Annotated in this window: 17 protein-coding genes; 7 read left to right on the top strand and 10 right to left on the bottom strand. The window is 63.8% G+C overall.

Going from position 1 to position 18,351, the window contains the following annotated elements; translation table 11 throughout:
- Positions 1 to 40 precede the first annotated feature (40 nt).
- Together BH682_RS32570 and BH682_RS32565 are read left to right on the top strand one after the other, a co-directional pair.
- Positions 41 to 1,234 carry a flavin reductase family protein gene (locus BH682_RS32570; RefSeq protein ID WP_075836139.1) on the top strand — a complete coding sequence of 398 codons (1,194 nt, stop codon included), beginning with the start codon at positions 41 to 43 and terminating at the stop codon, positions 1,232 to 1,234.
- 45 nt (positions 1,235 to 1,279) lie between these two features.
- Positions 1,280 to 3,007 carry an amidohydrolase gene (locus BH682_RS32565; RefSeq protein WP_190287681.1) on the top strand — a complete coding sequence of 576 codons (1,728 nt, stop codon included), beginning with the start codon at positions 1,280 to 1,282 and terminating at the stop codon, positions 3,005 to 3,007.
- Positions 3,008 to 3,078: 71 nt separating this feature from the next.
- Here the strand turns inward: BH682_RS32565 and BH682_RS32560 are convergent, their stop codons facing one another.
- The 3 genes from BH682_RS32560 to BH682_RS32550 all read right to left on the bottom strand — a co-directional run bounded on the left by BH682_RS32560 (position 3,079) and on the right by BH682_RS32550 (position 7,739).
- A complete protein-coding gene (locus tag BH682_RS32560) occupies positions 3,079 to 4,533 on the bottom strand; it encodes an aldehyde dehydrogenase family protein (protein WP_075836137.1) in 1,455 nt (484 codons plus the stop codon).
- A gap of 31 nt (positions 4,534 to 4,564) precedes the next feature.
- Entirely contained in the window at positions 4,565 to 6,061 is a 1,497-nt protein-coding gene (locus BH682_RS32555; protein WP_075836134.1) for a GMC family oxidoreductase, read from the bottom strand.
- A 214-nt stretch (positions 6,062 to 6,275) separates the two neighbouring features.
- A complete protein-coding gene (locus BH682_RS32550) occupies positions 6,276 to 7,739 on the bottom strand; it encodes a PAS domain S-box protein (RefSeq protein ID WP_075836412.1) in 1,464 nt (487 codons plus the stop codon).
- Positions 7,740 to 7,922: 183 nt separating this feature from the next.
- On the opposite strand from BH682_RS32550, the gene BH682_RS32545 reads away from it, so the two are divergent.
- From BH682_RS32545 to BH682_RS32530, 4 genes are all read left to right on the top strand, one after another.
- A complete protein-coding gene (locus tag BH682_RS32545) occupies positions 7,923 to 9,095 on the top strand; it encodes an acyl-CoA dehydrogenase family protein (protein WP_075836132.1) in 1,173 nt (390 codons plus the stop codon).
- Between the two features lie 68 nt (positions 9,096 to 9,163).
- A complete protein-coding gene (locus tag BH682_RS32540; protein WP_075836131.1) occupies positions 9,164 to 9,526 on the top strand; it encodes a hypothetical protein in 363 nt (120 codons plus the stop codon).
- A gap of 95 nt (positions 9,527 to 9,621) precedes the next feature.
- Positions 9,622 to 10,380, top strand: a complete 759-nt coding sequence (locus BH682_RS32535; protein WP_075836129.1) for an SDR family NAD(P)-dependent oxidoreductase — start codon at positions 9,622 to 9,624, stop codon at positions 10,378 to 10,380.
- Positions 10,381 to 10,411: 31 nt separating this feature from the next.
- Positions 10,412 to 11,362 (top strand): PDR/VanB family oxidoreductase, encoded by a 951-nt coding sequence (locus BH682_RS32530; protein ID WP_075836127.1) that lies wholly within the window; start codon positions 10,412 to 10,414, stop codon positions 11,360 to 11,362.
- 42 nt (positions 11,363 to 11,404) lie between these two features.
- On the opposite strand, the gene BH682_RS32525 is transcribed toward BH682_RS32530, so the two are convergent.
- From BH682_RS32525 to BH682_RS32515, 3 genes are all read right to left on the bottom strand, one after another.
- A complete protein-coding gene (locus tag BH682_RS32525; RefSeq protein ID WP_075836409.1) occupies positions 11,405 to 12,070 on the bottom strand; it encodes a response regulator transcription factor in 666 nt (221 codons plus the stop codon).
- A 29-nt stretch (positions 12,071 to 12,099) separates the two neighbouring features.
- Complete coding sequence (locus tag BH682_RS32520) at positions 12,100 to 12,378, bottom strand: hypothetical protein (protein WP_075836407.1); 279 nt, start codon at positions 12,376 to 12,378, stop codon at positions 12,100 to 12,102.
- Between the two features lie 65 nt (positions 12,379 to 12,443).
- A complete protein-coding gene (locus BH682_RS32515; RefSeq protein WP_075836125.1) occupies positions 12,444 to 13,727 on the bottom strand; it encodes an amidase in 1,284 nt (427 codons plus the stop codon).
- A gap of 188 nt (positions 13,728 to 13,915) precedes the next feature.
- Between BH682_RS32515 and BH682_RS32510 the strand changes: the two genes are divergently transcribed.
- The gene (locus BH682_RS32510) at positions 13,916 to 14,518 is read left to right on the top strand and encodes a TetR/AcrR family transcriptional regulator (RefSeq protein WP_075836123.1); all 603 of its coding nucleotides are present in this window, start codon (positions 13,916 to 13,918) and stop codon (positions 14,516 to 14,518) included.
- A 56-nt stretch (positions 14,519 to 14,574) separates the two neighbouring features.
- Here the strand turns inward: BH682_RS32510 and BH682_RS32505 are convergent, their stop codons facing one another.
- The 4 genes from BH682_RS32505 to BH682_RS32490 are packed head-to-tail and all read right to left on the bottom strand — an operon-like array spanning position 14,575 to position 18,349.
- Positions 14,575 to 16,044: a flavin monoamine oxidase family protein gene (locus tag BH682_RS32505; RefSeq protein ID WP_223304712.1), complete on the bottom strand. Its 1,470-nt coding sequence runs from the start codon at positions 16,042 to 16,044 to the stop codon at positions 14,575 to 14,577.
- Complete coding sequence (locus tag BH682_RS32500; RefSeq protein WP_075836120.1) at positions 15,998 to 17,011, bottom strand: LLM class flavin-dependent oxidoreductase; 1,014 nt, start codon at positions 17,009 to 17,011, stop codon at positions 15,998 to 16,000. The genes BH682_RS32505 and BH682_RS32500 overlap by 47 nt, the downstream gene beginning before the upstream one ends.
- On the bottom strand, positions 17,004 to 18,032 hold the full coding sequence (locus BH682_RS32495; protein ID WP_223304713.1) for an LLM class flavin-dependent oxidoreductase: 1,029 nt from the start codon (positions 18,030 to 18,032) through the stop codon (positions 17,004 to 17,006). Before BH682_RS32495 ends, BH682_RS32500 begins: the two co-directional genes overlap by 8 nt.
- Complete coding sequence (locus BH682_RS32490) at positions 18,029 to 18,349, bottom strand: TIGR04076 family protein (protein WP_075836118.1); 321 nt, start codon at positions 18,347 to 18,349, stop codon at positions 18,029 to 18,031. The genes BH682_RS32495 and BH682_RS32490 overlap by 4 nt, the downstream gene beginning before the upstream one ends.
- Positions 18,350 to 18,351: the final 2 nt, after the last annotated feature.

Below are 18,351 nucleotides of genomic sequence, written 5' to 3'. Positions count from 1 at the left end.
TCCGTCTCGTTCAGCCGCACCCAGCCAGGAAGGGGCAATCATGTCCGAAGTGACAGCGGCATCGGCCGACCCGCAACTGTTCCGTCAAGTGCTCGGCCACTATCCGACCGGTGTCGTGGTGGTCACGGGACTGGACTCCGGCGGAGATGTTCTGGCCATGGTCGTCGGAACGTTCAGCTCCGTGTCGATGGAACCTGCGCTGGTCTCGTTCATGCCGATGAAGACGTCGAGGACCTTCGAGAAGATGCTGGAGTGCTCGTCGTTGTGCATCAACATCGTCGGCGGCGACCAAGAAGACGTCGTCCTGACGATCGCGCGGCGGTGGGAGAAGAAGCTCGACGGGATCGACTGGCATCCTTCGCCACTCGGAAACCCCGTTCTTCAGGATTCGGTTGCCTGGATCGACACGCGAATCTGGAAGACGGTGGAGGCGGGCGATCACTGGATCGTGTTGTGTTCGGTACAGGACATGGCGGTCACCAACGCGGTGTCGCCGCTGATCTTCTTCCAGGGCGGCTACGGGAGCTTCGTGTGCACGTCGCTGATGGCGCGTATGGATCACGAGATCCTGCCTGCGATCCATTCGGCGCACGCAGCACGCCTGGAGGTGGAAGAGCTCGCGTCGAGCATCGGTTGCGAGGTCACGGTCTTCACCACCACCGGCCCGGACGAGGTTGCCGCAGTTCTGTCGGCCACCGGTCCTGGCATCGAACGGGGAGCGGATTTCGGCAAGCGGGCACCGATGGTGCCGCCGGTGGGCGACACGTATTTCTTCGATCAGCCACCGGAGAGCCAGGACGACTGGATCGGCCGTTTGAGAGATGTCGACGAGGACGTCAAGAACGTCCACCGGAGCCGGTTGGCCTTCCTGCGCGAGAACGGATATCTGTTCTCCCTGTTGCCTGCGGAGGTGGGGCGTGCCGCCTACGACCCCGTGCGTGACGCCACGAACGAGTACTCGGCAGGGCGGTTGACGCCGTCACGGGAACGAGGTATTCGGCAGTCGATGGCGAACACGATCGTCGACTACCGGGTGTGTGAACTCGAGGATCACCGTAGCTACGATCTGGGTTCGCTCCTGCTGCCGGTCCGCGATCGCAGTGGGGTCTACTCGCTGACTCTGCGGCTAGCGCAACTCCCACTCGGTGCCACGCGCGCTCGGATCGAGAACTGGCTGGCCGATGCCCGTGACGTGGTGGATGTACTCGAAGGGAAGTCGACGCGTGCGTCGTGATGTTCGAGTGGTGCCTGGAAGTTCGGAATCGATGACGGGAGAACTGTGAACAACAATGCTGCAGCGGACACGGTCCTGCGAGGCGGACCGATCCTGGACCTGTCCGACTGGGTTCCTGGCGACCGGGCGACGTCGGCGTGGATCGCCTCGCGGCCCACGAAGATCGCCGTCAAGGACGGCGAGATCGTCGCCCTCGGCGACGACGTCGACCGGTGGATCGGCAAGAACACCCGCGTGGTGGAACTCGACGGAAACACCGTGATTCCGGGAATCAACGACGGACATCTGCATTTCACCGCCTATTCGGTGACCGCACACACCTACGTGAAGATGCACGCGGACGTGTTCACCGTCATCGCACAGTTACCGCAGTTCCTGACGGGCGACGCTGTCGACTCCAGTGGATGGATTCGCGGACATGGCTGGGACAGTCAGGTTCTCGGCCGCAACCTGACCGCGCGTGATATCGATGACGCGTTGGCGGTCAACGGAATTCACGGGACTCCCGTCGTGTTGTTCGACTGGAGCGGGCACTCGTTGTGCGCGAACTCCGTCGCCCTCGACCTGGCCGGGATCTCGGCGCAGACTTCGGACCCCGAGGGTGGTGTGATCGCACGTGACGGCGGCGGGAATCCGGAGGGATTTCTCACCGATGCCGCGATCGCACTGTTGATCGCTGCAGTGCCGCCGGTTCCGCGAGAGCAGTTGCTCGACGCGTACCGCGCAGGCCAGGCGGACTTGCACGCGCTCGGGATCACGGCACTCACCGAACCGGGACTCGGGCCAGGGCACGTGTCACTTCTGGACGGATCAGGATCACCCGAGGCGCTCGAGGCACTCGGTGATTTCGCCACCGACGGTGAACTCACCATGCGTGTTTCGGTTCTCGTGTTGCCGGTGGGAACCGGGGGCTGCAACGCCGCCGACGTCCGCGCGCATCTCGATGCAGGTCTGGCACGCGCTTACGACGGCCGGGACATCGATCCGCGGCGACTGAAGATCGTGGGCGTGAAGGTCTTCGCAGACGGGACCCCGCAGAACGGCACGACGTGGCACAAGGAACCGGTGCACGAGATCAACGTTCCGGGGCATCGGTGCGGCCACCTCGTGGTTGCGGGCAACAGTGACGTCGACAAGGTCGCCGAACTGAAGGAGATCATTCGGGCCGTCGACGATGCAGGTTTGCAGATCGGTATCCATTCCATCGGAGACCAGACCGTGGAGACCGTGATCGACCTGATCGCCGAAGTGGCTCCGAACAGTCCGGCCCGCCACTACCTGATCCACACCACGGAGTTGTACGAGGGTGGAATCGAAACATTGGTGGACAACGGAATCGGGGCCTGCTTCAACCCGGTCATCATCAGCACGTTCGCCACGATGCTGCCGGAGGAACGGGTGAGACGGACCGAGCCGATCGGGTCTGCACTGCGGGCGGGAGTCCGTCCCGGTATCACCTCCGATTCGCCGGTGGTGCCCCCGGACTGGCGTCCGGCGGTCGTCTACGCGGTGTCGCGGTCGCACTGCTGGAGTGGTCCGGTTCCGGCCGACGACACCGAGGGAATCACCACGCTCGACGCCCTGGCGTCGATCACACGTGAGGCGGCGTACCGCGAGCACGGCGAAGGGTGGCGGGGGACCCTCATGGTGGGACACCGTGCAGATCTTGCCGTGCTGCACGGTCAGTGGCCCGACGACGCCGACGTCGACTCGTTGCTCGGCCGGACGATCGCGCTGACGATGGTGGACGGCGAGATCGTGCACGCTCACTAGATCGGTCGCACTCGGACGGAAAAGCCCTTGTGGATTCACGATCCACAAGGGCTTTTCCGTCGTCGCAGCGTTTACAGCACGACGGTGACGGTCTTGGGTTCGGTGTAGGACAGAATCCCTTCGTAGCCGAGTTCGCGTCCGATACCGCTGGCCTTCATCCCACCCCACGGCAGCTGAGGCGCCAGCGGCGACCAACCGTTGACGGCGACGGCCCCCGCCTCGATACGGGCCGAGATCCGGTGTGCCCGAGAAACGTTACCGGTCCACAGCGTCGCCGACAGCCCGTACTGGTTGTCGTTGGCCAGAGCGACCGCCTCGTCGTCGTCGTCGAACGGAATGACGACAGCCACCGGGCCGAAGATCTCCTCACGTGCGACAGTCATGTCGTTCCGGCCGACGAGGACGGTGGGTCGGACGAAGAATCCTTCGCCGGTGGCGGCCGAACCGCCGGTGATCACGTCAGCGCCTTCGGCTGCACCCTTGTTCATGAAGTCGACGACGCGGTCACGCTGTTTCGCGTTGACCACGGGGCCGAGCGTGGTGGCCGGGTCGAACGGATCACCGAGCACCTGCGCCTCGGCTGCACCCTTCAGCCCGGCGACCACGGCGTCGAAAACGGTTCGGTGAGCGAGTATTCGGGTGCCGGCCGCGCACACTTCACCCTGATTGAAGAGCATCCCCATCGCGCAGCCCTGAACAGCGGCCTCGAGGTTCGCGTCGTCGAAGACGATCTGTGGTGCCTTGCCGCCGAGTTCGAGTGCGGTGCGTTTGAACGTGGCGGCGGAATTGCGGAGAATCGTCCGACCGACCTCGGTGGATCCGGTAAAGGAGATCTTCTTGACTCCGGGGTGAAGGGACAGGGCCTCGCCTGCGACTTTGCCGATACCGGTGAGCACGTTGACGGTGCCGGGCGGGAAACCTGCCTCGGTCACGAGGTCGGCGAGCGCCAGGATCGACAGGGACGCGTCCTCGGCCGGTTTGACGATGACGGTGTTGCCGCAGGCGAGCGCGGGCGCCAGCTTCCAGCCCAGGATCATCAGCGGCGCGTTCCAGGGCACGATGGCCGCGACGACACCGAGTGGGTCGCGCCGCAGATACGCGTGTGTGGGGGTCGGTCCACCCATGTATCCGTCGTTGGTGATGAGTTCACCGTTGATCTTGTCTGCCCAACCGGCGTAGTAGCGTAGGGTGGCAACGAGATTGGGGATCATCAGCGCAATGCCGGCTCCGACCGGACGGCCCATGTCGGCGGATTCGAGGGCGGCCAGCCTCTCGACGTCACGTTCGACGAGGTCGGCGAGTTTGTTGAGCAGTACTGCCTTCCGTGACGGGGGCAGGGCGCCCCAGTCGCCGCGAAAGGCGTCGGTGGCTGCCGTGACCGCGGCGTCGACGTCCGCGGCGTCGGCGGCAGCCAGTTCGGCGAGGGGTCGGCCGGTTGCCGGATTGAGCGTTGTGAACGTCTCACGCGCCTTCCGCCATTCACCGCCGATGAACAGGTCGGTGCGTACTGTCGAGAGATCGATCATGGTTGGAGCCCTTCGTTGTTCGGATGGCGGATCATGCTGAGGTCAGCAGCTCGGCGGCGCGCTCGGCGATCATGGCGGTCGGCGCGTTGGTGTTTCCGGTGGGAACGGTCGGCATGACGGAGGCGTCGGCGACGACCAGATTGTCGAGACCGACCGCTCGAAGGTCCGGGGACACGACAGCCTGGTCGTCGATCCCCATTCGGCAGGTCCCCGCCTGATGGTGGTAGGTGTTGACGGCTCGTCGTATCCACTGCTCGAGGGCGTGATCGTCGTCGGCGACATCATGTCCCGGCAGTACCTCGTATGCGCCCCAGAGATCGGCGAGCGGCCCCTGCCGTCCCACCTCGCGGCACTGGCGGACGGAATAGACCAGGGCCGCCATGTCCCGCGGATCGTCGAAGAGGTTGAAGTCGATCGTCGGATGGGCGGCGGGGTCGGTGGACGTCAACGACACACTGCCGACGCTGTGCGGGCGAACGAGGCCGGCGTGGAGCGTGAATCCGGACGGTGGCCCTGTCATTGTCTCGTCGTAGTAGAACGGCACGCTGAAGTTGATCGGTTGGGTGTCGGGAACAGGCAGGGTGGGGTCGCTCTTCCAGAACCAATGCGTCTGCGTGACCGGCTGGAACGGCTTCGGCGGGTCCACCGGCCGGTCGGTTCCGAAGATCACCGGCACGAGGAAGTGGTCCTGCAGATTGCTGCCGACACCTGGTGAATCCACCACGACGTCGATTCCGAGTCGCTCGAGGTCGGCTGCGGGTCCGACTCCGCTGCGGAGGAGCACGGCCGGGGATCCGATCGCCCCGCTGCACAACACGACGGTGCCGCCGCGAAGCTTTCGCATCCCGCCCTCGCCGATCACTCTGACGCCGACGACGACCCCGCCGACGATCACCAGGGAGTCGATCAGCGAACCGAGTTCCAGGGTCAAGTTCGGGTGACCGAGTACCGGCCGAAGATATGCTGCCCACGTCGACTGGCGTTTCCCGTCACGCAGATTCAACTTCATGCGCGAGACGCCCTCTTGATCGCCGGAATTGTATGCGGCGTTGACGGGCATACCCCAGGCGACCGCCGCATCCATGATGGACTGGTGAATGGGGGCGAGCTCTGGTTCGACGGTCCCCATCAGACCGTCTCGGGCGGCGCCGCACTCGAGGCGTTCGAACAGCGGCGCAACCGATGCCCAGTCCCACCCCGTGTTTCCCATCGACGCCCACCGGTCGTAGTCCCACGGATTTCCGTGTACCCAGATCGTTCCGTTGAGCTGGTTGGAGCCGCCGACGACCTTGCCGCGTGGGATATGCAGGCGCCTACCCGATGCGCGCTCCTGTGGGGCGGAGAAATACCCCCAGTCTTCCGGACCCAACCACAATTCCCCGACTCTGGAGAGATCGTGAATGGCGGGATTGGTGTCGAGACCTCCGGCTTCGACGAGGGTGACGGTGTGTCCGGCGTCGAGGAGCCGGCGCGTGACGATCGAACCCGCAGTGCCGGAACCGAGTACGAGAACATCGGGAGTGGACATGTGACCTCCTGGTGGCTGCATCGCTGTGCCCGACGAGAACGACGTGGTGCGGCACGGAGGTAGCGGGATGTCTCGTGCGGGTGCGCTGCACACACGTATTCGATCGACGGTTCGAGCGGACGAGTGTTCACGACGCCGTTGTCGGTGTCATGAACCTACCGGCGGATCCGCCGAGTGGATACGGATTTCTGCCCGACGGCCTGTACGGGAATCTTTACGACGCCGGCCGCTCACCTGCAGGTGCCCGCTCTGCAAGTGGCAGGACGAGTTTCGCGATCGTACCGGTCGGATCGTTCGGCAGATACTCGATGAAGCCGCCGTGCCGCTCGACGATGTGTTCGGAGATGATCAGACCGATACCGGCGCCGTCCTGTTTCGCCGAGAACGCCCCGGAGGCCAGCCTGTCGGTGATCGGGCCCTCCATGCCGCGCCCCTGATCGCGGATGCAGACGTAGGCGTTGCCGTCCGACTCACCGGTCGTGACGGCAAGTTCCTTGACTTCGGTTGTGGGTCTGACTATCTCGTGAAGCGCATTCACGCAGAGGTTGATGACGACCTGGCCGATCAGCACGCTTTCGCCGTGGATGTGGAAACTGCGCTCCGGAATCTCCGCGTACACCCGTACCCCCCGTTCGGCCGCGCGTAGCCTCACGAAGTAGAGGCTTTCCTCGACGGTTTCGTTGAGATCCATCAGTACGGCCGTACTCTCGATACGCTGCACGTAACGTTTGACGGAGGTCACGATCTCGGCCGCGCGATGAAGTTGCTGCTCGATCTGTGCGATTCCGTATGTGAGACTGCGTGCGTCGATGGTCTCGGCCGCTACTCGGGTCTTCAATCCGCTCAGGTAGTTGGTCGAGGCTGCCAATGGCTGACCGAGTTCGTGGGCCAGGATCATCGCCATGTCGCCCATGGCGTTGTAGCGGCTCAGATACTGCAGATTCGCTTCCTGATACGCGTGCTTGCGTTCCCATTCGACGCGTTCGGTGACGTCCCTGACGGTCAGTACCCGAGATCGAATACCGTCGTGCGCCACGATTTCCAGCTCACCGGCGAGCCACGTCATGATTCCGTCGCTCTTGCGGACCTCCAACTGGATCGAGACGGAGGTGTTTCCGAGGCGTTCGACGACCTGTTCGGACGTCAGTCGAGGCTCGCACCGTCCGACGTCTTCGAGGTGCATGCCCGACAACTGCGCCGGGGTACGCCCGAACAACCCCGCCGCCATCGAGGAGATGTCTTCGATACAGTTGTCGTCGTCCAGGACGACGATGCCTGCGGCAGTGTGTGTCATGATGCGCTGCAAGGACTCCGACACCCACGTCAGTTCCTCCTGGAGTTCGACTTCCTCGTCGATGTTGCGGAATTCGACCATCACCACGGGGCAGTCCTCGAAGTGAACCAGTGTCGCCCGGCAGTCCGTGAGGAAGTCGACGCCGTCCTTGGTCCGGTATTTCCACTGTTTGCGACTGGTGCCGTGTACGACAGCGGACTGTAACCAGGCGACGCCGAGTTCGCGACGGTACTGACGTTCTTGTGCGCTCATGTGATGCGCCTTGAGAGGCTTCAGTTCCTCGAGCGTGAACCCGAACATCCGGCAGGCGGCGGGGTTGGCCCACAGGATGTTCTTCGAGCTCGCTTCGTGGATCAGAATCCCCATGCCGGTTTCGAGGGCCATCTGCTCGAAATCGCGCCGCGCCGGAAACCTGTTCACATTCACAACCTCTCCGCCGGTCTCGCCCGATCGGTGTCGACACGTAAAGAAATATTCAGGCACTGCGCGGAAACTCCTGATACCGACGATTTCAGTGAGCTCCTAGCATAACTCCACAGGGATTGCCGAACCTGAACGGAGACACGGATGATCGCCGAGAGCTTGACCGATCGGATAGTCGCGGAGCCGCCCGGACCGGCGCGTACCGCAGCATTCGATCACGCACTCGATGTGCTCGAGGACCAGCGGGCGGAGTTCAACGCCCAGCGGTACGTTCCCCGGGAGTACATAGCTTTGTTGAAGAAGGCCGGGATGTACCGGGCGTCGACACCGGCAGCCTTCGGTGGTGAACCGCTGCCGCCGTCGGAATTCATGTCGATGGTCGAGCGCATCTCCGCTGTCGACCCCGCGACCGGATGGGTGTCGAGTTTCGGGTCTTCGCTGGTGTACTTCGCGGCGCTGCCGGTATCGACGCAGGAAAAGATCTACGCTGCGGGCCCGGACGTGGCCTACGCCGGTGGGCTGTTCCCGATGCAGGAGGCAGAGAAGGTCGACGGCGGATATCTGTGTTCGGGCGTCTGGCAATTCGCGAGCGGTTGTCGCGGCGCCGACATCCTCGGGATCGGACTCAAAGGTGGTCCGGAAACCGCCGGTCGCCCGTTGACGGCGCTCGTCACTCCGTCGGACGTCGAGATCGTCGACAACTGGGGTGTCGCGGGGATGAAGGCCACCGGCTCGCATTCGATTCGTGCGGATCGTCTGTTCGTTCCGGAGGAGATGACATTCGTCCGCGGCGGAGCGCCCCGCGTCGACGAACCGTTGACCAGGTACCCCTCCCTCTCGTATGCGGCTCAGGTACTGGCCGTGGTGACGCTCGGCGCCGCTCGTGGCGCGCTGGACTACGTCAGGGAAGTGGGGGCATCCCGTACGTCGATCACCGGTGGTGAGGCCAAGGGAAACCGTCCGGCGTACAAGACGGGGCTCGCTCGCGCGGAGGCCGAACTACGTTCTGCGCGTGCCTTTTTCTATCAGATCACCGACGACGTGTGGGACAAGGCGGTAGACGGCGCCGCGATCACCCCCGAAGACACGGCCCTGCTGCGCCTGAGTGCCACACACGCCGCCCACGCCGGGCGCAGCGTCGTGCTGCAGGCCTTCGATCTCGCGGGAACCGGAGCGATCTACGAGACGCATCCACTGCAACGCTATCTCCAGGACGCCCTGGTGCCGGCCCAGCACGCGATGCTGCAGACCAACACGTACGAGGCCGCCGGCGCTCTTCTCATGGGTCTGGAAGCCGGGATTCCGAGCTTCCCCTGACCGTCGCACTCAGCACCCCCGATCTACTGCACCCCGAGTCACCGAATTACCGAATCACAGGAGATGCCATGGCCGACGAGTCATTGCGCACGCTGTTCTGCTTCGGAAACAACCAGAACTTCTTTGACCTGCCGAAGTCGGACATCGGTCCGATCTGGCTTGCGACGTCGTCGATGTTGTCGACACTCAAGAACATGGACGGCATCGACATTCTCGGTACGTTCGACGACGATGCCCACATGGTGGGACCGTCGGACGGATGGCCGTGGACGTTCTACGTCCTTGCCGACGTTCGCGACCAGCAGACCGTGAAGGCTGCGTGTAATCTGTTGCGCACGAAGATGGTCGGCGATCACGCACTGTGGAAGTACTTCAAGGTCGAGGCGCGGATGGGGCGCGAACTCACGATCAGGGACGACGTCGAACTCTGAACGGGCACCCGTTCTCCCCGGGAAGCACACGCGCACCCCGTCTTCGGGCAATCCTGTCCACCGGATACCCGCACCCCAGTTAGGTTGGTCAAGATATGTCACGTACTCCGAGTCGTTCGGGGATCGCAGTCGTCACCGGCGCTGCCGGCGGGATGGGCGCACACATCGCTCGTCGCCTGCACGCGGACGGACATCGAGTTCTGTTGACCGACATCGCGGTCGATGCGGCCGCGGAGATCGCGGCCGAACTGTCGCCGGACGGGTCGACGGCGCGAGCCACGTCTCTGGACGTCGCCCACCGCACGAGTTTCGTGTCCGTGCTGACGGAGTTGGAGAACAGTTGGGGCGTACCCACCATCGCGGTGAACAACGCCGCGATCACCGAGACGGCCGATGCCATGACGCTGACGGAGGACGAGTTCACGAGAGTGCTGTCCACCAACGTCAACAGTGTCTTCTTCGGCTGCCAGATCTTCGGTGCGGCGATGGCGCGCCGAGGGTACGGACGGATCGTCAACATGGCCTCGCTGGCAGGCCAGAACGGTGGTACCGCCACCGGAGCGCACTACGCGACGTCCAAGGGGGCAATCCTGACCACCACCAAGATCTTTGCGCGAGAACTGGCCGGAAACGGTGTCACGGTCAATGCGATCGCCCCGGGTCCGCACGATCTGCCGATCGTCAAGGCGACGGTTCCCCCGGAGAAGTTGGATGCAGTCGTCGCCGGGATTCCGGTTCGGACACTGGGAGATCCGACGTTCGTCGCCGACATGGTCGGATTGCTCTCGGCCGACAACGCTCATTTCGTCACCGGCGCTTGCTGGGACGTCAACGGCGGACTCTACGTTCGTTGATCGACATCTACCGCTGCAGCAGGAGAATCTCATGGAACTCATCGACGTCGTAGTCTCCGAAATTGTGGTCGAGACGCCGTCGGTCAAGACGTTGTATCTGTCGAAGAGCGACGGCACACCGATGGGAACGTACTCGCCTGGTGCGCACATCGACGTGATCGGGCCGACTGCGATCACCCGGCAGTACTCGTTGTGCAGTACGCCTGATGCCGGCGAGACGTTCGCCGTGGCCGTCAAACGTGAGGAGAACTCGCGAGGAGGTTCCGCTGCGCTGCACGAACTGCGGGTGGGCGACCGGCTGAAGATCAGTGCTCCGCGCAGCCTGCTCGGGATCGACTCGGAGGCAACGTATCACGTCCTGGTTGCGGCCGGAATCGGTATCACGCCGATGCTGAGCATGGCGAGGTACATGCACGTCCACGACATCGAGTTCGAACTCCACTACTTCGCGCGCAGCGCGCAGGAAGCGGCGTTCCTTCCGTTGTTGCAGGACCGGTGCCCCGAGAAATTACACTCCTATCTGGGTGTTCCCCGTGAGAAGCAGGAGTCGGTACTCGCTGCGGCACTCCAGCAGGCTCCGGTCGGTGCTCATGTATATGTCTGTGGTCCAACCGGTTTCATGGACAAGACGGTTGCCGTCGCCGCGAAGTACATTCCGTCGGCGAATGTTCACATCGAGAACTTCCATGCCGTCGAACACTTCGGAGACGGGCCGGACACGGCCTTCGAGGTGGAACTGGACGGCGAGACCTATCAGGTACCGGCAGATCGAAGCATCCTGGACGTTCTCGACGAGAACGGGTGCGACATCGACACGTCCTGCCAGGAGGGGATCTGCGGAACGTGCATCATGCAGGTGCTCTCGGGCGACCCCGACCATCGCGACAACGTACTGAGCAAGTCGGAGAAGGAATCCGGCGAGGTCATCGCGGTCTGTGTGTCACGGGCGAAGGGCGAGCGTCTGGTCATCGACTACTACTGACGTGACTCGGCGGCCGGGGTGCGAAGACGGATCGCGCCCCGGTTACCGAGAGATCGTTACGTCGAACCGCAGAACGTCGCGCACCAGGGTGCTGACGCTGTCGGCATCGGTCTTGCTCTTGATCCGGGCCCGGTGCACGTCGACGGTCTTGACACTCATCGAGAGCATTCGGGCGATGTTCTGGCTGGGAAGTCCCTCGACCACGAGGGTGAGGATCTCGCGCTCTCGCGGGGTCAACAGGTCGACTTTGCGTTCGATCCGTCGTTTGAGCTCGTAGGTGTGAAACCGTTCGGCCGCTGCTTCGACCCCGGTCTGTACGGCGTCGAGTAAACGCTGAGGCGCATAAGGCTTTTCGAGGAAGTCCATGGCGCCTGCCTGGATCGTGGACACCGACATCCTGATGTCGCCGTGCGCCGAGACGAAGATGATCGCCACGTGGGGAGCGAGTTCGTTGAGCTTCTCCTGCAACCTCGGACCACTCATGTGCGGCATCCTGACGTCGAGCACGATGCACGCCGGATGGTGTCCGGAGTACGCGGTCAGGAATTCGTCCGCACTGTGGCAGATCGTCGGTTTGATGCCGATGCTGTCGAGTAACCAGTCGACCGACTCACACAGTTCGGGATCGTCGTCGACGACGTACACGGTCGTCGGATTCTTCTCGATCGCCTGCTCCGCGTCGCCCGGTCGTTTCGAGGTGTCGTTCATCGGGTGATCTCCGATCCGGTCGAGTCCGATCACGTCAGGGCCGAGCCGTTGCCGCCGACGTCTGCATCCGGCCACGAGGCGTCGGCCATCCAGTAGTTCATGCCGAAAGAACTGACGCGATGCTCCCAGTCCGACGTCCGCAGCAGTGTCGGTTCCTCACGCCGGACGGACTGGTCCGCGGCGTCCGGACCGTCCGCCTCCACCGTCCAGTGCACCCAGTTGAGTTCGCGGCCACTGCCGTCGTGGACGAACAGGTCGACGTGGTGCCAGCCGTAGTTGAATTTGTCCTCGTAGCACATGAGGAACATGCGATGATCGGTTGTCGATCCGGATGTGGCAGCCACCGTCGTCGATTCCTTTCGCGTGGTGCTCGTCATGACGAGATCGCTCGCAGTGCGGGTTCCAACCGAACGGCGACGTCGAACAGCCCGGCTTCGTGCCCCGTTGGGGCGATGATCTGAAGCCCGAGCGGTAGGCCGCCGGGTGTGCGTGCACCGGGCACCACGATCACAGGTGCACCGAGCAACTGCCACGGGCGGCTCAGGATCGGTGAGCCCGTCGCGTCCAGACCCTGCGGTGCAGGTCCCAGGGCGGCGGGACCGATGATCACCGTGTCGTCGCCGAGTATCTCGCTCAGCATGCGGCGACTCCGGTCCCTGCGGACGAGTGCGGCAGCGTGGGAATCGGCGGTCACCGAGCGTCCGTCCCGAACCAGTTCGCGTAGAGGTGTACTCAGGTCTGCGCCGTGCCGCTCGAACGTCTCGTGCAGAGTTCCGGCCGCCTCGTACGACATGACGGTGGCGTGGTCGTCGGCGAGAGTGCGAACGTGGTCGTCCGATTCGAATTCCTCCACCTTCACCCCGATGCCGTTCAATACCGTGGGCAGGAGGGCGAGCAACTTCTGCATGGACGGGTCTAGGACACCGAGTTCGCTGCCGGTCCAGAGTCGGGCCTTGCGCGGTGATTCGACGCCGGTGATGTCGCCGAGACCGGCGAAGGCCGCGTACACGTACCGCAGGTCTTCGGTGGATCGAGCGAGCAGACCGAGTGAATCGAGCGAATCGCTGAGCCCGGTTATTCCGGTGAGGTCGGCGGTGCCCTGCGACAGAACCAGGCCGGCTGCTCCGCAGAACGACGCGGGACGAGTCAGCGATCCCGCCGTCTGGGTTCCGAGCGCAACGGGAACGACACCGGCCCCGACGGCGGCGGCCGAACCGCTCGACGAGCCGCCGGGGGTGTGGTCCGGTGCATGTGGATTGCGGGTGGGTCCCGGTGCGAAGTAGCCGAACTCGGTGGTGACGGTCTTGCCTTGGACGATCGCGCCCAATGCGCGGAACCGCGCGACGCAGGCGGCATCGTCGGGTTGCGGATGCGTCGACGTCACAGTCGATCCCGCCAGGGTCGGCAGCCCGGCGACGTCGACGAGATCCTTCACACCGAGTGAGACGCCTGCGAGTGGGCCGTCCAGGTGCCCGCTGTCTATCCGGTACGCCTGAGCATCGAGATCGTTCGACAACTCCACCCAGGCCCGGATACTCGGCTCTCGCCGCACGATGTCTTCGCGCACCTGCCACGCGAGTGTTTGTGCCGTGACGGAGCCTTCGCGGACGGCTGCCGCTTGGGCGCTGATGGATTGACGACAGTTGGCCGAGCTCACCGTGCCTCCTCGTAGCTTGAACTTCAAGTATGCCCTGCAATGGTTCCGGCCGACAGTAAAGGAACCTTGAGCCTCGCACGCGGTGTGCGAACCGACGTCGCCGCAGGCGCAGCCGTGGATCGACGGACGAGTGGTCCACCGATCGATTCTTGCTACGGTGGTGTTTCTTTCGATCCGATGGAGAGCGCATGCCGAAGGTAGTCGACCACGCCGAGCGGCGTCACGCGATCGTGTCCGCGGCGTGGAGATTGATTGCCGCGCGTGGCATCGACGGCATCAACATGCGTGATCTGGCCGCCGAAGCCGGCTACACCAACGGTGCTCTGAGCCGGTACTTTTCCGGTAAGGACGAGATTCTCCGGACGGCTTTCGAGTTGGTCCTCGAAGAGACGAACGGCCGGATAGATCGTGCGGTCGCGAATCAGCGCGGGCTCACGGCCCTGTACAAGATGTGCCGGGAGATCATGCCGCTCACCGAGGAGGCACGTCTCGAAGCGAGGATCGCAATCTCGCTGTGGCAGAGAGCTATTACCGACAGCACCATGGAACTGTCGAACAACACCGCTGTCGCTCAGTGGCGTGCGCAAATCGCTCTCCATCTGCGTGAAGCGGTCGAAGACGGTGTCCTGCAGTCGATCGCGGTGAGCAGGTACGCCGATTTGATCATGACCACGATGATCGGTCTTCAGGTCACCGCCGTACTGGATCGTCCGGGAACGTCGAGGAAGAATCAGCTGGCGCTGATCGACACGATCGTCGACGGCTGCCGCGCCCCTGTACCGCCCGACTGACGGGCTCGCGTCGGGACTGCCCTCCCGGTCTGCAGAGCGCCATCCCGACAGCCGGCTCAGCTCTCGGTTCGAAGATCCCGGAGCAGTGTCCTTGCCGTTCGGATTCCCGTCTCGATGGCGCCGTCGACGACCACCCCGTTCCACCCCTTCGCGAAGTCCGCGCCGGCGAAGCGCAGTCTCGTGTCGGTGTTGTGGAATGCTTTCCAGCCGTTGAAGAACTGACCGGACCGCAGTGTCGCCCAGGTTTGCCCCGACCACTCGTCCGCGACCCAGTCGTGCCCACCGCAGTCGAGAACCTCCAGACCGGCCGCCCACACGTCCACCGCCTTCTGGGCGGAGGCCACATCGCTCAGATCGATTGCCGTGTGGTCGGATCCGAATCCGACGAGGATGGTGGCATCCTCCTCGTCGAGGAAGTACTCGCTCCGCAGCAACGATATCGGGTGTCCGCCGGGGGCGCCCGCGATCACCGACTGCCTTCCCGCCACCTTGATCCAGATCTTGAGCCCCGTCGAATTGGATCCGTTCTCGACGAGCTCGGCCTGTTCGGAACCGAGTGCCGGTTCGAACGTCAGATTACCCAGCGCCCCGATGGGGACGGTCACGACGACGGCATCGGCGTGGACGACGCCGCCGTCGCGCAACGTCACCGTGGCGGACTCGGTGTCGTGGGCGACGTGGGCGACCGGTGTCTCGAGAAGGATCCTTCCGCGTACGTCCGACGCGAGAGCTTCGTACAGGCCGCGCATTCCGGCGGTCAGTTTGAACCGCAGGGTCTGCTCGTCCATGAGAGAACTACGGTGATCGCTCAGTGACGCCCAGTGTTTGGCCATCAGCGGCGAGGCCGTCGCCGTCGACCCTTGGTAACCGGCGGACCAGTAGGAGTCGGCGAGGTCGATCTGTTCCCGGGTGAAGGAACCGTCGCGCAGACAGTCGAGCACACTGCCGGTGTCCGCCGCCAGAAAACGTTGTTTGAGGTCGTCATCGGTGTTCGGATCGTCGAGAATCGCCAGAGGATCGTGTGGGTAGGGGAAGAACTCTCGCGATCCCTCGAATATGCGTTCCTGAAGTGGGGTCAGCGCAACGTCGAGATCGTGCTCGGTTCCCGTATGCACCGTTCCGTCGCTGACCCAGTACGCGCGATCGATGTCGGGGCTCGGATAGATCTCCTGCCCGTACCGAGTTATCTCCGTCCACACGAACGGCTGCATCCAATGTACCCACGTCGCGCCCATCTCCAGCTGATGGCCGCCGAGTCGTGAGTCCGTCCACGCCCGGCCTCCGACACGGTCTCGTGCCTCCACGACCAGTACCTCGACACCGGCGTTCTCGAGTTCCCTTGCTGCAGTGAGCCCTGCGAATCCCGCGCCTACGACGACGACTCGCTTGCGTCGAGGCTGCTCGTTCTGGTTCCACGGTGTCTGCTGGTTCATATCGTCGAAACTTTCTGCTCGATGAGGTGTGACGCTTGATTCGGTTTCAGGATTCGGCGAGCCGGGCGTGCACCTTCGGTAACACCCGGTCACAGAGGACTCGGAGTCCGTCCGTCGTGTTCAGGCCGAAGGGGGTGTCGAATTCGACGCGGTATGCTCCGGCGCGAATGATCGACGCGGCGTGTTCGGCGACGTCGTCGGGAGTGCCGGAGAATGCGAACTTGTCCAGAACGTCGTCGGGTATCAGACGGCCGGCACTTTCGTGTTCACCTCGTCTGCACGCGGTTCTCACTCGGTCGAGTAGTGCGGGATCGAGTTCGACGGTGGGATCGTGAGCGGCGATGACGTCGAAGTACGGGGCTGCGGCTGTGCGGGCGGCGGATCGTGCCGCGTCGCGGTCGTCGTCGACAACAGTGATTGCGTTGAGAGACAATCGGATCGGTGTAGTTCCCGGTTTTTGATCCGCCAGCTCACGCAATCGAGGGATCATGTGCGGGTTCGCACTTCCTCCTGCCTGCAGTTCGTCGGCTATACGCCCGGCGACGGCCGCCAGACGGGGACTCCACGAGCCGATGAGCAAAGGCACCTCCGACCGGACCACGTCGTAGAAGGGTCGTGTTCCGGGCGCGAGTGAATAGACTCTGCCCGTGTGACCTTCGCCTTCACCCCGCAGCACGGCCTTCACGATGGCGACGGTGTCCTCGATCGCGGCGAGTGCATGTTTCTGATCGATGTTCAGTCGGTCCATCCAGGCGCCTCGGACGAGACCGTAGAAGGCGCGGCCGCCCGACAGCGCATCGAGCATCGCGATCTGCCCGGCTATCTCGACGGGGTGCTGAGTCCAGGGCGTGTACGCGGCAACGCCGAGCCGGACGACGGAGGTGTCCGCTGCCATGCTCGCGAGGACCATGCCCGGTGGCTGGTACATGAGATCCCCGAACACGGTGACGGCGTCGAAACCGGCTTCCTCGGCCCGCGCTGCCAGTTGCCCGTAGTCCTTGGGGGACAGGCTTCCTGCCAGTCCTATTCCGATTTCGTAGTGTCGCCGGGATTCAGTCATCGAGACCGTACCCGAGCGTACGCAGAACGGGGAGAACCTCGGTGCCGAGCAGGTTGACACCACGTTCGGGTGTGACGCCGAAGGGCGAGTCGAATTCGACTCGCCGTGCGCCGGCGTCGTAGACGGCCGCGGCGTGCTCGGCGACTTCGATCGGTGTGCCGCAGAAGGTGAATCGGTGAAGCAGTTCGTCCGGGATCAGTTTTCCCGCTCCTTCGAAGTCGTGTCGACGAAGCAGTGCGCCCATGCGTGACAACAATTCCGGGTCGACGTCCACCGTGCGATCGAGTGCCGCGACGGCATGCATCGGAAGTGCCGCTTCGGTTCTGGCCCTGGCCCTGGCGATGTCGCCGTCCTCGTCGACGACGGTGACCGCCGTCGACACCAAGGCGACCGATCCGGCGGCGCGCCCGGCTGATTCCTCGCCCGCGCTCGCCCATTGTCGGATCAGCGGAAGCATCTCTGCGTTCGCACACCCGCCGATCTGGATCTCGTCGGCGTGCCGACCGGCGAACTCGGCAAGTTTGGGGCTCCAGGTGCCGATCATCAGCGGCAGCGTCGGTCGCAGAACCGGGTAGTAGGGCGTCGTTCCGGGGGCGATCGAATACGTCGTTCCCTGGTAGCCGTTCCCGTCGCCTCGGAGAACGGCGTTCACCACCGCGAGAGTGTCGGCTACGGCCGCGAGTGCGCGGGAGGTGTCGATGCCGAGCTGGTCCATCCACGCACCCCGCACCAGACCGAGAAATGCACGACCGTCGGACAGTGCATCCAGATAGGCCATCTGGCCGGCGATTTCCACCGGATGAAGGGTCCACGGGGTGAAACAGCCCACGCCGAGGCGCAATCGTTCCGTCGCCTGAGCCATGCCGGCCAGCACCATCGCCGGCGGCTGCATCATCAGGTCCCCGAACGCGGTCGCAACGTGAAATCCGTGGGTCTCCAGCTGCCGTGCCAACGCAGCGTAACTCTCGGGAGGCAGTGTTCCTCCGAACCCCACACCGAACTCGGTACGTTGTGTGCTCACGTCAGATCTGCCGTCCGCATCGTGACTTCTCCGATGCGGTCGATCCGCATGAGAAGTCCTTCCCCCGGGTCCGGGCAACATGCCATGGTGTCCTGCTCCAGCCAGTCGGCGGCGGGCAGGCGCCGCATCTTGGCCGGGAGCATCGGCAGTACGGATTGAATTGCCCAGTAGCAGAAAGCTTGTCCGTCGGGGAGTGTGAGTTGGTCACTGTTGCGGACCTCGAAGTAGTCACCTTCCTTCATGCCGCACACGGATCGTCCTTTGATCTCGCATACGGTGACTCGCAGGTCGTACAACGTCATTTCCTCGTTGTCCATCC

Source organism: Rhodococcus sp. YL-1, assembly GCF_001942025.1.
GTDB lineage: Bacteria > Actinomycetota > Actinomycetes > Mycobacteriales > Mycobacteriaceae > Rhodococcus_F > Rhodococcus_F qingshengii.
The sequence above is the reverse complement of the archived record's forward strand: the minus strand, read 5'-3'. Positions and strand labels throughout refer to the sequence as shown.

Bases quoted from the DNA above. Each gene is read 5' to 3' on its own strand.
- BH682_RS32570 (WP_075836139.1), top strand. From the start codon at position 41: ATGTCCGAAGTGACAGCGGCATCGGCCGACCCGCAACTGTTCCGTCAA.
- BH682_RS32560 (WP_075836137.1), bottom strand. From the start codon at position 4,533: ATGATCGATCTCTCGACAGTACGCACCGACCTGTTCATCGGCGGTGAA.
- BH682_RS32555 (WP_075836134.1), bottom strand. From the start codon at position 6,061: ATGTCCACTCCCGATGTTCTCGTACTCGGTTCCGGCACTGCGGGTTCG.
- BH682_RS32550 (WP_075836412.1), bottom strand. From the start codon at position 7,739: ATGGCCCTCGAAACCGGCATGGGGATTCTGATCCACGAAGCGAGCTCG.
- BH682_RS32545 (WP_075836132.1), top strand. From the start codon at position 7,923: ATGATCGCCGAGAGCTTGACCGATCGGATAGTCGCGGAGCCGCCCGGA.
- BH682_RS32540 (WP_075836131.1), top strand. From the start codon at position 9,164: ATGGCCGACGAGTCATTGCGCACGCTGTTCTGCTTCGGAAACAACCAG.
- BH682_RS32535 (WP_075836129.1), top strand. From the start codon at position 9,622: ATGTCACGTACTCCGAGTCGTTCGGGGATCGCAGTCGTCACCGGCGCT.
- BH682_RS32530 (WP_075836127.1), top strand. From the start codon at position 10,412: ATGGAACTCATCGACGTCGTAGTCTCCGAAATTGTGGTCGAGACGCCG.
- BH682_RS32525 (WP_075836409.1), bottom strand. From the start codon at position 12,070: ATGAACGACACCTCGAAACGACCGGGCGACGCGGAGCAGGCGATCGAG.
- BH682_RS32520 (WP_075836407.1), bottom strand. From the start codon at position 12,378: ATGTTCCTCATGTGCTACGAGGACAAATTCAACTACGGCTGGCACCAC.
- BH682_RS32510 (WP_075836123.1), top strand. From the start codon at position 13,916: ATGCCGAAGGTAGTCGACCACGCCGAGCGGCGTCACGCGATCGTGTCC.
- BH682_RS32500 (WP_075836120.1), bottom strand. From the start codon at position 17,011: ATGACTGAATCCCGGCGACACTACGAAATCGGAATAGGACTGGCAGGA.
- BH682_RS32490 (WP_075836118.1), bottom strand. From the start codon at position 18,349: ATGGACAACGAGGAAATGACGTTGTACGACCTGCGAGTCACCGTATGC.